Below are 12975 nucleotides of genomic sequence, written 5' to 3'. Positions count from 1 at the left end.
TTGTTTATCATTACTTGTTTTTTGTAATCTTATCAAAATAGCCAGGCGGTGATGCTTTATAACGTATGTTTTTTTTCTTTTTATCATCATTTGAAAAATCGAAATTTTGAGCTTCATTTAAACTTTTTACAGGAATATTGATTAAATGAGTGTTAAACATTTTTTGTCCTTGATATTTATAGATTGTTCTTTCATTACTATCTTCATAAGGAGATATCACAACAGATCCACCATAATGCCCCGTGTTACATATTACTACATTGCAATATAAGAGTCTGGCTAAAGTTTCAGCCATAGAAAAATAGGTGTTCAAATCTTTGTTTAATGAAATAATAAATAGATGGTGGATTTTAGTTTGATAAAGTAACATTCTTTCAATATCAAAAATATCAGAACAAATCATAATTCCAAAGTTTCCAAATTTTTCAGATTTAAAAATATACATATTCTGTTCGGGATCTTCATAGCATTCAGAACCCTCAATATTTTTAAACATACTCCTTTCCATATATGTAAAATATGTTTTACCATAATGCAATGATGTTATTCTAGTTGAAATACTATCTTTTCCCCAATTATTAGGTATTGTTATAATACCTCTATTTCTAATTTTACTTGTATCTGATGGATTTCTTTGAAAATCTACTCCCGCAATAATCATTACATTATGCTTTTTGCTTATAATTTTTAACTCATTTACTTTTGATATGGGTAAATGCAATTCCGGAATTAGAATGATTTGAGGACAATTGTTGCTCTTTATTAATAAACGAAGTCCGTCACTAATTTCTTGCCAGACTCTTTCAGCTGACAAAGCATCAATGTTTAATTTATATGGAATAAATGTTGTTCTTTCTTTTTCTGAAATTATGAATGAATCACTTTCATTCCAGCAAATATCTGGATTTATTACAGGCTGAATTAATCCTATTTTTAAAAAATCTATCATAATTAAAATATATTTTTTGTTTCGTTAAGAACATCAATATCAATAATTGTTAGTTGACGAGGAGCATTGTCTAATAATATTAAATGGTCTTTAATTAAGTCTTTTTGCAATTCGTCAAGAGTGATTATAAAACCATCTAAACTTATAATTTTTGTTGTTTTATCAATTTCAATTGTATCTGAACCACTAAAAAAATTAACATCTTTTTTCGAGAAAATTTTAGTTAAAACCATTCTAGTTTTTGAAGAAATAGGCTCTGTTTCAATCGTAAATAAAGCCTTTGAGTATAATTGATCTATAAATGATTGTTTATTTACTGAACAGGGCCAATCGAATGATTTTGACAATAATTGTGTCATTAATACCGATAACCCTATAATTATGCTAAAATCACCTAATCCAAATAACCAGTTTATACCATTTGTTTTCCATATTGTTTGAATTGGCAGATAACGAAAATCGTCAATTAAAAATTCTGGTTCATTTAGAATTATTTTGTTTTCATCTTTTCTTACAAACTTTTTCCATTTATCCCAAGTTATTTTATCATTACTAACCCATTTTATAGGCAATAAATAATTTACTGGATGAAAATAAAGAATGCTACTATTAAAATTAAAAATAGTAATCTCTTCCTTTTTCTTCTTTATTGCTTCTGCAATTTGTTTTATTATTTCTAACATAGTCCATTCAGAAAGTCTAACATCAATCCATTTTTCAGCTTTGGTGTTATTTTTTACCATTTCAATCCATTTGTTTAATGGCAAATATTCTAGTTCACTTTGTTTTAAAATTTTCTCTAGTTTAGGGTAATATTCCCTATACTTTTCAATTATTTCTGGTCGCTTTTCAAACATTTCATATACAACACCATTTTCACGATTCCTAAATTCAAAATTTTCATAAATTACATCATCAATACTTTTCAATTCTTCCTCTATATTTTTTATTTTATCTATTGTTGATTCAGGAATACTAGCAGGAAATAATGAAATAATGCTCCAAGAAATTTTGTTTTTGAAATTTATATATTCAATATTATCATTCCATAAGTTTAATTTCACTGGTTGAATAGTAATAGATAATATATACCATAAAAAAGATTCAAACGTCAAATATTTCTCGTCGTCTTCTAATGTATCATAGAACTTATGCACAGATTTATAATTTATATCTGCTTCTTTATTTTTAAATTTTATCGTGCTTTTTATAAATTTATGATTGATGTTTGTCTCAAATGCAAATGGTTTGTTGATTGCTGTATTTATTTCCAGAATATCAACTTTTGAAATATTTTCTAGAAATTGATTTGAAGTATAATTTTTCCAAAATGATATATTCTTTACATTAATTTGATTTTGTGCTTGTATTATTTTCTCATTTAAAATTAAAACACAATATACTTGTATGTATCCTTTTCCTTCATAATGTAAGTCAGTATCCTTAATTGATTTTACAATGTTTTTTATTCCATTAAAACCAGTTATATAGCAAAACTCGATACAACGTTTCCATAATTTTAGTTTATCCGGATTTTCACAAGCTGATTTTAAAAGTAGCTTAAAAATTTTTTGAAATCTTTTATCGGTTTTCTTAATTTCCGAGATTAAACTTTCTTTAATATTATTTTCTATAATTCTGTCTAATTCTATTTTCTTCTTTTTTGGATCTTTGTATTTCGTTTTATCCAAATAATTATTGAAAGTAACTTCAGCATCAAGAATATTCTGAAAATAAGATTTGTCAAGTTTTTTAAAATCGGGTTTTATATGTTTAGCTAATTGGCATAATTTAAAAGAAGCAAATGCCATTCGAGTATCTCTTCTCATTTCGGCATCTGGAAAATCTGCTAATAAAAAATGTTCTAAATCAGATTCAATTTTTTGTAATTCATCCGAATCGAGCAACTCATAATCCTCATCGTTTAAATTTGACATTTTTTGAAGAGTATGGGTCATTAAAGGTTCTGGGAAATTTATATCTAAACTAGGGTCTTTATAATTTTCATTCTTAATATCATAAGAAAATTTATTTTCAGAACTAAATTGAAATGTATTTTCTGGACAGATTTTTTCTTTCTGAAATTCAACTCCTGTATTTGATTCAGATAATATTAAGCTATAATAATTCATAAATTTAAGTAACTCTTTTTTTGACTTACTTAAAATAACTTGGTCATCAACAAACTTAAAAACTGCAATATCTCGATTTTCAATTATATATTTTGTTACTTTTTCATCAACATCAATAAGTGCAATATTAGAAAGAAATCCAGAAACTAATAATCCAGTTGGTAAACCGTAGTATTCATTTAAATCACTTATTCCAAAGTTTTTTTTATCTAATAAATCATTTTCATTTTCCCAACCTCTTCTATCGATTGGAAATCGCAACATTTTTTCAATTGTGCTGAATAATAATTCTGTATCGTCTCTTGGTTCGCCATTATCTCTGATAATATTTTTTTTAATATTTTGAATTACAATTTCAGGGTTAATTGAAGGAAAGAATTTTTTGTAGTCTAAACCACTCCAAAATAATTTTTTATTATTGCCTTTCTTCCAAAAATCATTATCTAAATATTTGTATTCGTTCCAATTATTTTCTTTTTCATCTAAAAAAATATTTTTCTCAATTTCATTATCTAAATTTTCAATTTTGAACCTCGAATTAAAGCCCATTGTTTTAATTGTCATTGCAATATGTCGTCTATAAAATGGCCAACTTTGATTCCATTTTCGATATAAATTTTCTGAAGCATTTATATATCCCCCTTTTTTTAATTTCGGTTTATTATTTTCTTCTTCATACCAAATAGGCACAAACAATCTATTTCCATAGCTCCAAAACGGCATTTTTGGTTCAACAAATCTAGCAATTACATTTACTATTGCTATCCAAACTAATTGGTCTTCAATATTAATCCGAAAATATTGTCTTAATCTTTCTTCATTTTTCTTATTATTTTTTTTAGGAAATGGAAGCGGTTCAATAGGATGTGGATTATATGTTCCATCTTCAATAGATCTCTTCAATCTACTTATATTTGTGGCTAAATTGGCTTCATATTCACTTAATTCTATTGGATTATACCATTCATTTGATTGTCTCAAATAGTGATCTAATTTTTTAAAAGCAGAATAAAAATTATCTTCATTTATAAATTTTGATTTAAGATCGTCCATAAATTATTATTAAGGAAAGTAAATTGTTTTTTTGTTTTTTTTATAAGTCTTCCAATTACAAATCATTTAAAAATACTCTGAAATAATAATAAAAGGTTTTCTCTAACTATTACATATTCTGGTAGTTTCTCTTTTTTAATTTGATGTTCTAGACTGTTCTTCCAAGCACCTTTTAAAGCTTTATCACTTTTTGGATTAATTAACTGGTCTATTCCGGTGAATTCAATATTTTTGAATTTCATTTTTTTGTAAAAAGCTTCAACGATTATTGTCCAGTTTAAATCAGCAAAATTATTTGATAAGTACCAAATATCATAGTAATCACGTGGTGCCGTATAAGAGCGTTGAATTAATGCCCTGATTTTTTCGGATAAAACTTCTTCAATTTTATAACAAGGTATTGTGTTTTTTAATGCTAGTTTATCAGAATAGGGGTGGCTAACTGCTCGTTCTGTAACTTCAAAAATCATTTCTTCATAGAGAATTATTTCTATTTTAATTTTTGTTTGCCAGCGGTCAGGTGTTGGTGGCATTACATTTCTTGGATGGTCGGCACCCCAAAATTTAATTATAGCTTCATAGCCCGTTAATTTATCTTGAAATCGTAATGGTCTTAATGAAACGATATGTGTTTTTACTCCAGTATTGTCTTCAATATGTTTTGTGATAAATTTTAGATGACTTTGTGTAAGCTCGAATTCTTGTGACTTTGATGTAAAATCCAAATCTTCCGAAAATCTATATTCCTCAAACCAACACTTTTTCAAACAAGTTCCTCCTTTGAAAATTAATGTTTCTTTTAGTTCTGGTTCGTTGAATATTGCTGCTATAAAGTGACCCAACATCCAATCTTTATCAATTACTGATTTTGACACGCCTAGTTGTTCGGAAATGTTCGCTATTTCTTTTTGTAAAATCATTAATATTGTTTGTTACAGATGTCTAAAATTTCTTCGCTGCTTATGTTTAATCTCAATCGCCATTTGTTTACAAATTCGCCTTCTTCTATTCCAAATGGGTCAAAGAGATTGTATTTTTCGTTGACTTCTTTTAATGCAAAGTTTATAAATGACTTCATTCCTTTTTTATTTAGTAATTCTGCTAAATATCCCATTCGTTTTGTAATAGCAATGTTTTTAATGGCTTTGCAATACACTATCATTTTTTCGCTGTTGAGATTTGCTTGATTGAATGCCCGAATTAATTCGGCATAACCACCGGAATATTGTGGCAAATCAAAACAATCAATGATTGTTTTTTCAATATCAGTCATTTGGTAGCTGTGGTTTCCATATCCTAATCTTTCTATTCCAGTAATTTTTGATTTTGAAATTTGAATAAATTTATAAGAAACTCCAAAAACACTCTTGTCTGATTTTCTTTTTGTAGTTTGAATAAAAATAGAATTTGGAAATTGTTCTGTAAGTCCGTGTTTGTTTAATGCGGACCAATAGGCAATAGCACAATCCTCGGACAACTTACAACCAATTACGTTTTCATCTCTGAAATTGTATCTGCAATATTTACCACGTTCTATCCGAGATAGTAGTTTTTTATGTACTAGATTTTCTACTATCTCGTTAATGTTCTCAAATTCGTTTGATGCAATTAATTTAATCTCCTCTAAAGTAAAGATGTCTAACTCATTATCATCAAGCATTAACATAAAATCTATTTGATTTTGTGTTGTGTTTTCAGAAATATAGGTGCTTTTTGCCATTACTAATCGTTTAAGGATAAACCCTAAAAATTGGGGTTTATCTTGCGGTTAAAGGTAATCAAAAGTAATGCTAATTTTTGTATAAATAATGTGGTTTTTAAGAAAGTATTACTATTCTTTTATCATTTATACCATTCCTCTTTAATTTTGTCAATATCCATATCTTTCCATTCTTCTTTCCATAATTCCCAATACGGAATATCATTTGAAGAAGGTTCATTCGTGCATCTGTCTATTTGAACAATTGATGGTAAAATAACCGATTCTCCAATTAATAAAGCTTCGCCTTGTTTTAGTGATGGCATTTTTTCAATTAATGAACCTAAACTATCGGGAAGTAATTTTTTTACATAGCCTTGGTCAATAGGATTAGTTAATCTCATCGCAATGAAATTATTACATTGTGAAAATATAGTTTCTGATATTTCTGAAGGTCTTTGACTTGCCAATAACAAAGTAACTCCATATTTTCTGCCCTCTTTCGCAATTCTTTCAATTGATTTTTTTGAAGATCTATATTTTACTAAATCGCTATTGGGAACATATTTGTGTGCTTCCTCATAAACTAAAAGTATTGGAATGTCATTATTGATTTTTTCATTTGGATTAATATCGTTTCTCAATCTTTTGTAGATATAACCATATTCAAATACAATTCTTGAAATTAAAGAAACTGTAATACTTAATACTTCAAAAGGCACTCCACTTAAATCAATTACTGTAACATTCGATTTAGAAGTTTCATTAAATCCAATAAGTTGTTTTATAGTTTCTTGAAAAGTAATCTTTTTTGATTTTTCACCTATTAAAAAATCTAATCTTTTATCATTTATTTTATTTTCAAGTCTATTAACAAAATTGGTTAATTTACCATACAAACTTCCTTGTGTAGTTTTTTCTTGCCCTTTTTTTGCTCCAGAAACGTATTCTTCACCGGTTCCAATTAATTCCGTGTTTTTATCAATTGCATATTTTAGAATGTTATTTATGTCAAAAAATAATGGAGAGTCAAAATGAATTTTACTTTTTTCATCTTCTGGACCTACAAAATTTGATTTTCTTTCCGCTACAACAGATTCTTTAAAAATATATCTCTGGTTGTGATCATTTGCTTCTGTATCTATAAAAAACTCTTCTAGTTCTTCACTATTCAGCATCCAATATGGCAAAGTCAGGTTTTTAATATCAATAAAATTAGCATTAGGAAAAGCTGATTTATATTCGGAATGAATGTCAAAAATTATTACGTGCGAATTATTTAAACTAAAATCTCCACTTTTAGAATTTACAGCCGTTTGTATGATAGTAGATAATGTATGAGATTTACCAGAACCTGTTGAACCAACTATTGCAATATGCTTATTGAAAAATTTATTGCCATTTACTGGAATTCTAATGTTTGCATTTGAAGATAATGAGCAAAAAGTAAATTGTTCTTTATCCTCTACAGATTCGATATAGATTTTCTTGATTTCCTCTTCTGTTGCTGGTTCGACTTTTTTGGGAGGAATGGTTAAATCGTCACCACCTCTTGTAAATTTACCATTTTTTATTATTCCTAATGGACTTGCTTCGATAATATGTGTTCTAACAGCTTCATTATTTTTCTCTGAAACATCAATTGAGAAATTTTCAATAATTGCCATTAATATAGCATTGTCATTTCCATAAATTTTGAGATAAGAACCAACTCTCAAAGATTCGTTGGCTATCCTGAAATCTTCAAGTTTGTCAACCTTGATTTTTACTTTGTTTGGGAATACTGCAATTACTTCAGCATTTAATTTGTCTTCTACCATTAGATTATATTTTTGATGTCGTTAATTTCTTGTATTTGAATTTGTATATGTTTTATACTTGCATTTGATGTCGAAAAAAAAGGAGTTTCGAAATAGAAATGATATACTTCTTTAGTTTTTGAAATTTGATTAAAAACTGGTTCAATATCTTTTAAATCACTCACTATTTTAATTTTAATTCCATTATAATGAGTAGCTTTTTCTGCTATTGATTTTGGATTGAAACTTGAACCGTTAAAATCAAAACCATCTTTAAATTTAAAATTCTCGCTGATAAGTTCTGTTTTTAATTCAATTAATTCTGAATTTGATAATCCAAATATGTGGATATATGGACAAAAAGAATCTGGATTTAATCTTGAAAGTTGTGAATATTTTTTACTAATTAAATGAATTATAGATTTTAAATCACTTCGCAAATAATTGCTTGAATTCACTTCTATTAGAAAGAATCTTTCAAATGGAGAATTATTGTAATCACAGAAATATTTAGCCCTAACATCCGATAATAATTTCTTTTTACCTTTAAATTGAACAAACCATTTATGAAAAAGTACTTGTTTAGAATTTATTTGTGTTAAAAAGTCTTTTTTTGTTATTCTTCGATTGGCTAAATCATTCTCTTTGGCAAGATTGCTAATAATTTTTAATGCGTTGTTATAGTAGAAATTTTCAGCTTCAAAATCGTCGCAATTGAAATTATTTTGATTTTTTAAAGAAGTAAAAATTTCTTTTAGTTGTTCTTCATACGATTTTGCATTAATTTCAATTTCTAAAGTTTCTAAAAACGACATTAATTCTGTATCACTTACTTTTAAGTCTTCATAGTGTTTGTATTCAATCCTATCTTTTTTATAAGTCAGTAAACTGGACTTTAGAAAATCTAATGTTATTGAAGATGGAAATCTTTCGTGCCCTGATTTAAAATGACCGAAGTATAAATATTTTATTCTCTTCTTTTTTCCAATTAAAACTTGCTTAAAATGATTAAGCATAAGCCGTATTGGTTTGGCAATAGCTGAATGATTATATTCAGTTTTAGCGTGATATTTACATTGTATTGCTATTTCTTCAGTTGCATTTTTTACATCAACATCCTCAATGCCTTCAACTGTAATTTCGTGTGAGTCATCATCTAATTGCAATAATTTAAGTATAGCTAAATCAAATTGATAAAAATATCCTTTAATTGTATCAGTTGCTGTTCTGTCTGTCATTGTTTTTTAAAGGAGTTACGATTAATTGTATAAGTTTACTAAAATAGCAAATAATTCTGATTAATATTGTTTATCTACTTTTGACTTATTAACCTATTTATCAAACTCTTTTATCCATAATATTTCTTTCAAAACCAATCAAATTAATCATTTCCCTCAATCTACTTCTGACCCGATTTCCATAAATATTCTCAATTTCAGAAGCCGAAAGATTAGTAGTGATATGCGTTTGGATTTTTTTAGAAGTAAAAATATCATAACGACTTAATAGAATTTCTGCCATTATGTTACATTCATTTCCGAAGTATTTTAAGTTGTTTTCTGTTCCGAGATCGTCAAAGCATATTGTTTTGGGTTCTGATTCATATAGTTTTCCTTTACTGTATTTGTGTATGATTAGGTAACCATCTTGGATAAATTCAAAACTTATATCTCGACAGGGTTTTACGAAAAATTTATGCTCGGTTGGTGCCAAGTGTTTCATTAAATTCATCAGCGATGTTTTTCCACAACCGACTGGGCCAGAAAGCAAAATTCCTTTGTTGAGGTCAATGTTGAATTGAAAACAAGTTGCCTCGTCTTTTAAGAAATAGGCGATGAGTTTGTAAATTATGGGATGATCGGTTTCAAGGATTTTGAAATGATTTCCGTATAAATCAACTCCTTTTTTCTCAAGCCAAAGGATTACTTCTTCGTAGTTGTAGTGGGATTTTATTTCTGTTTCCATAGTTTAGGGTTTAACCGCAAAGAGTACAAAGTTTTTACTTCGTTAATTCGACCTTTGGCTCGGGTCGCAAGGTTTGCAAAGAAGCTGAAACAAGTTTAGCTTAAAGCGGTTCTGAATAATCTTTGTCGGTAGTGATGTTGAGGTATTTTGCTCTGTCGGATTTGGGTTCGTTGGAGTTGAATTTGTTTGCGTTTAGCATCCAGTTTTTGGCTGCGGCTTGCCAATTGACCATCGGGGTTTTGCCACCAACTAACCAACCGTTGCTGGAGAAGTAATTGAAAAATTTATTGGCTTCGAGTTCTGGGAAATTATTTTCTTGGAAGAATATTTTAACCTCATCGAAAACTGGCTTCTCGTCCTTCGACTGCACTCTGGATGACACGCTCGAAGTGACAAACTCTTTTTCTTTTTTGGCGGAGCTTTTTTCTTTTTTTTCTTCAACAACATTTTTTAAAACTTCATCTTCAATTTCAAAATTTTGCGTTTGCTCACCCAAGTTTATATCGTTTGAAATGTTTGTTTTGTTTATATAGTTTATAGAAGGTACTAGTGCTTGTTCAGTGCTTGTTTCATCACTAGTTCGTTGCTTGTTCACGACCTGTTTAGTATTTGGCAAATTTTTTTCGGTGTTGCTTACTCTTTTTTGAACTGGTTTTAGGTCTTCTGAAAAATTAAAAAGTATGACCATACTACCCTTAAATGGATTGAATGATGGCTCGTATTTGATATACCCTTTTTCGTTTAGTTCTCGCATACATTTGTGATACGTTGCTTTGGAACAAATTTTACTAATTCGCATTACCTCATCACGAGTAATGCTTATTGGATTTTGAAAACGATTTACATTCCAAAATTGAAAAAGGGCAATGTAAAGGCTAATATGTGTTGGATTTAGGTTTCGATCCTGGACGATTCTGTCGAAAAAACCTGTAAGGTGTTTGATGTAATTCATCGTACCAACCATTTAGGATTAAATAAATTGGGTGTTGCATCTACTTTATTTTTTTCTAACACTTTTTGCAAATCTGCATAGGCATAGAAAATAATTCCTCCAACTTTGGTGTAGGTTAGGGTTCCGTTGATGCGGAGATTTTGCAAAGTGCCAGAAGAAATGTTAAGTAATTTTCTGACTTCGGTAGATTTGAGCCATTGTTTTTGCTGTTGCGGTTTTGAATTAAACATTGCGTTTAAATCTGCTAAAAGTAGTGTGCGAAATTCGTTTAAATCTTCTCGGGTAATAACTTCGATTGCCATAATGTTGTGGTTTAAATATTTTGGACAAAGAGAAATATTAATCTAATACCAAACCAGTTACTGGGGTTGCGCAACCCCCAACAAAGTATAGTAAAATCAACCATTGAGCAGAAAAAAGTTTTTATTTAAAGGTGTATTGTTGTGAGTTTTGTTCATTTATGACTAAATTTGTACACTGAACACAGAATAGAGGTTTTACCTCTATAAAATATATTAGCGAAAGTTATTTAGGGCATCAGAAAACGACCAAACTTCTTATAATCAGCCTATGAATAAACTGTTCGCCTACGCAATGCGTGGGCTCGGTTTATCGTGGCTGTGGGTGCTTGGTCGTACCTCTGATGCTGATAATCGATGTCCCACGTTGTTGTTTGTACCAATCTCAAAATGGGACTTTTCGTAAAATCTAAAAACAAGTATTATGAAAAATTTAATTACAATTAGTCTCGAATTGCAACGATTTATGGAATTGCATAAAATTCCAAATCTTATCTCATTGCTTCAAATTGAAGATGAAATATTACTTGGAATGACTGGTTTTGGCTGGAGAATGATGGCAGAAGTTTTAACGCTTCGTAAGACTTAATAATGTAATTGTTTTTTCACGAATTGCATTTTTTGTACTCGTTTCAATATTGTAGTATTTTGATTTTATGCTATCCGTTGAAATTTTATCAGTGTTAGCCGTTTTGAAATTCTCTGAAATGAAACGAAATATGTCTGCGTGGTTTTTGTGGTCTATTATTCCTGTTTCGATAAGCAATCCAAAAAAATAGCACAATTGTGCGACCGACAATCCTGTTAGAAATTTGATTTTTTCTTCATTGCTTGCAACATTTGTAAATTGATTGGCTTCGAGTTTGATTTTCTTGGTCAAATATTCGATTTCTTCTTCAATCCAATTGATAATTTGTTCTTTTATAGACGGTACTTTTTGATTGTATCGCGTAAAATTTCGGGTTTGTTTCTGATTGTAATTTTTTAATTCTCGGTACAGAATATCAATTTTTTGGATATTGTTTTCTACTTCTTTTAATTCCTTTGAAATATCCATAACAAGGCAATCGAAAACTGTAACGAATTGAAATTCAAATCAAATAAGCAGTCTTTTATTGCTTCTTCAGTAATATTCTCAAAATCAATTTGATGATGCAATATCAAAATAAAATCGGAGCAATAATTAAAATCATAGTAGGTTAATTTTTCTTGAATGTTGATTGTGGCAATTTTTAGCAATGGTTCATAAGCCAATTTTAGTAATTGATCGTTGATGTTGCTTCCTAATAAGCGTGATTTGAGTTCTTTGAGCTTATCCGTGATTTCAAATTCTTTGACCAATATGGATCGATACGGAATTTGAATATTTACATTTAGGTAGTTTTTGAATTCTTTTTCTACAAAACGCAGTAGTTTTTCTAAATAAATATAGGTTATTTTCAAGCAATCTATTTTATCATAATTGGACGAAAATCGATAAATATCCGATGAATTTATTGGGTTAATGTCTTTGATTAATTTGTTTGCTAAATTTTCGAGTGCGTATTGTTTTTTATGAATGTACTGCTCAACTCGCTCTTTGGATTTTAAATTAAAAATCGTCGCCTTGTTTATTTTTTTGATTTTATCGTTTTCATTTTTTAAAGAATGATAACAATACAGGAAAAACCGCAATTCATTTGATAAATTACTAATTTCGATTTCTTGTAGAATATATAAAGTATTACTATCATTTTTTGAGCACCAACGCAAGTTAGCATCGAGATGATTTATTTCTAATTTTTCAAATACCTCGGAAATATATTCTTCAAATTCTGATGTTGGTTCACATTGTTTACCGTTTATTTCTGTCGCCTTTGGGTGCAAATTATGGATAGGTTTTTTTATAGTATATTTTGTTTCTCCGTTTTGTTTTACAAAATCAACTTTATAAATCAAATAACTTTCTGCCGAACAATTTTCTAGAAAAGCCACAAAATCATTATCAAAAACAATTTTCGGGTTTTTGATTTCTTTTAGTATCTGGTCGTAGGTTTCCAGAATGTACTTTTGTTTCATAAATAGGGTTAGAAGTGCTGGTATCATTTTGAGAAATGATTTTTTATTTGAGCTATTTAGATTGATTGA

Annotated in this window: 12 protein-coding genes; 1 reads left to right on the top strand and 11 read right to left on the bottom strand. The window is 28.7% G+C overall.

What is annotated here, in order from left to right; genetic code table 11:
• Nucleotides 1–10 precede the first annotated feature (10 nt).
• From FNW21_RS01695 to FNW21_RS01655, 9 genes are all read right to left on the bottom strand, one after another.
• On the bottom strand, nucleotides 11–949 hold the full coding sequence (locus FNW21_RS01695; RefSeq protein ID WP_144254996.1) for a carbon-nitrogen hydrolase family protein: 939 nt from the start codon (nucleotides 947–949) through the stop codon (nucleotides 11–13).
• Between the two features lie 2 nt (nucleotides 950–951).
• Nucleotides 952–4134, bottom strand: coding sequence for an RNA-directed DNA polymerase (locus FNW21_RS01690; RefSeq protein WP_144254995.1), 3183 nt, complete (start codon nucleotides 4132–4134; stop codon nucleotides 952–954).
• 62 nt (nucleotides 4135–4196) lie between these two features.
• Nucleotides 4197–5054 (bottom strand): nucleotidyl transferase AbiEii/AbiGii toxin family protein, encoded by an 858-nt coding sequence (locus tag FNW21_RS01685; RefSeq protein ID WP_144254994.1) that lies wholly within the window; start codon nucleotides 5052–5054, stop codon nucleotides 4197–4199.
• Entirely contained in the window at nucleotides 5054–5854 is an 801-nt protein-coding gene (locus tag FNW21_RS01680) for a type IV toxin-antitoxin system AbiEi family antitoxin domain-containing protein (RefSeq protein ID WP_144254993.1), read from the bottom strand. Before FNW21_RS01680 ends, FNW21_RS01685 begins: the two co-directional genes overlap by 1 nt.
• A gap of 122 nt (nucleotides 5855–5976) precedes the next feature.
• Nucleotides 5977–7653, bottom strand: a complete 1677-nt coding sequence (locus tag FNW21_RS01675; protein ID WP_144254992.1) for an ATP-binding protein — start codon at nucleotides 7651–7653, stop codon at nucleotides 5977–5979.
• Nucleotides 7653–8870, bottom strand: a complete 1218-nt coding sequence (locus FNW21_RS01670; protein ID WP_144254991.1) for a DUF4297 family anti-phage-associated protein — start codon at nucleotides 8868–8870, stop codon at nucleotides 7653–7655. The genes FNW21_RS01675 and FNW21_RS01670 overlap by 1 nt, the downstream gene beginning before the upstream one ends.
• Before the next feature lie 100 nt (nucleotides 8871–8970).
• A complete protein-coding gene (locus FNW21_RS01665; protein WP_144254990.1) occupies nucleotides 8971–9597 on the bottom strand; it encodes a P-loop NTPase family protein in 627 nt (208 codons plus the stop codon).
• 100 nt (nucleotides 9598–9697) lie between these two features.
• Nucleotides 9698–10549 carry a transcriptional regulator gene (locus tag FNW21_RS01660; protein ID WP_144254989.1) on the bottom strand — a complete coding sequence of 284 codons (852 nt, stop codon included), beginning with the start codon at nucleotides 10547–10549 and terminating at the stop codon, nucleotides 9698–9700.
• Nucleotides 10546–10851, bottom strand: coding sequence for a helix-turn-helix domain-containing protein (locus tag FNW21_RS01655; RefSeq protein ID WP_144254988.1), 306 nt, complete (start codon nucleotides 10849–10851; stop codon nucleotides 10546–10548). Before FNW21_RS01655 ends, FNW21_RS01660 begins: the two co-directional genes overlap by 4 nt.
• Nucleotides 10852–11272: 421 nt before the next feature.
• Between FNW21_RS01655 and FNW21_RS16225 the strand changes: the two genes are divergently transcribed.
• Nucleotides 11273–11437, top strand: coding sequence for a hypothetical protein (locus tag FNW21_RS16225; protein WP_185963862.1), 165 nt, complete (start codon nucleotides 11273–11275; stop codon nucleotides 11435–11437).
• Here FNW21_RS16225 and FNW21_RS16220 read toward each other — a convergent pair.
• Together FNW21_RS16220 and FNW21_RS01650 are read right to left on the bottom strand one after the other, a co-directional pair.
• Nucleotides 11417–11905 carry a hypothetical protein gene (locus FNW21_RS16220; protein ID WP_185963861.1) on the bottom strand — a complete coding sequence of 163 codons (489 nt, stop codon included), beginning with the start codon at nucleotides 11903–11905 and terminating at the stop codon, nucleotides 11417–11419. The genes FNW21_RS16225 and FNW21_RS16220 overlap by 21 nt on opposite strands.
• Nucleotides 11884–12933, bottom strand: coding sequence for a hypothetical protein (locus tag FNW21_RS01650; protein ID WP_185963860.1), 1050 nt, complete (start codon nucleotides 12931–12933; stop codon nucleotides 11884–11886). Before FNW21_RS01650 ends, FNW21_RS16220 begins: the two co-directional genes overlap by 22 nt.
• Between the last annotated feature and the right edge of the window lie 42 nt (nucleotides 12934–12975).

Origin of the sequence: Flavobacterium restrictum (assembly GCF_007097245.1) — a bacterium.
Lineage (GTDB): Bacteria > Bacteroidota > Bacteroidia > Flavobacteriales > Flavobacteriaceae > Flavobacterium > Flavobacterium restrictum.
Note: the sequence above shows the minus strand (reverse complement) of the source record. Positions and strands in the feature narration are given on the sequence as shown.

Excerpts from the sequence above, each read along its gene's own strand:
- FNW21_RS01675 (WP_144254992.1), bottom strand. The coding sequence starts at position 7,653 with ATGGTAGAAGACAAATTAAATGCTGAAGTAATTGCAGTATTCCCAAAC.
- FNW21_RS01660 (WP_144254989.1), bottom strand. The coding sequence starts at position 10,549 with ATGAATTACATCAAACACCTTACAGGTTTTTTCGACAGAATCGTCCAG.
- FNW21_RS01695 (WP_144254996.1), bottom strand. The coding sequence starts at position 949 with ATGATAGATTTTTTAAAAATAGGATTAATTCAGCCTGTAATAAATCCA.
- FNW21_RS01650 (WP_185963860.1), bottom strand. The coding sequence starts at position 12,933 with ATGATACCAGCACTTCTAACCCTATTTATGAAACAAAAGTACATTCTG.
- FNW21_RS01665 (WP_144254990.1), bottom strand. The coding sequence starts at position 9,597 with ATGGAAACAGAAATAAAATCCCACTACAACTACGAAGAAGTAATCCTT.
- FNW21_RS01685 (WP_144254994.1), bottom strand. The coding sequence starts at position 5,054 with ATGATTTTACAAAAAGAAATAGCGAACATTTCCGAACAACTAGGCGTG.
- FNW21_RS01655 (WP_144254988.1), bottom strand. The coding sequence starts at position 10,851 with ATGGCAATCGAAGTTATTACCCGAGAAGATTTAAACGAATTTCGCACA.
- FNW21_RS16225 (WP_185963862.1), top strand. The coding sequence starts at position 11,273 with ATGAAAAATTTAATTACAATTAGTCTCGAATTGCAACGATTTATGGAA.
- FNW21_RS01680 (WP_144254993.1), bottom strand. The coding sequence starts at position 5,854 with ATGGCAAAAAGCACCTATATTTCTGAAAACACAACACAAAATCAAATA.
- FNW21_RS01690 (WP_144254995.1), bottom strand. The coding sequence starts at position 4,134 with ATGGACGATCTTAAATCAAAATTTATAAATGAAGATAATTTTTATTCT.
- FNW21_RS01670 (WP_144254991.1), bottom strand. The coding sequence starts at position 8,870 with ATGACAGACAGAACAGCAACTGATACAATTAAAGGATATTTTTATCAA.
- FNW21_RS16220 (WP_185963861.1), bottom strand. The coding sequence starts at position 11,905 with ATGGATATTTCAAAGGAATTAAAAGAAGTAGAAAACAATATCCAAAAA.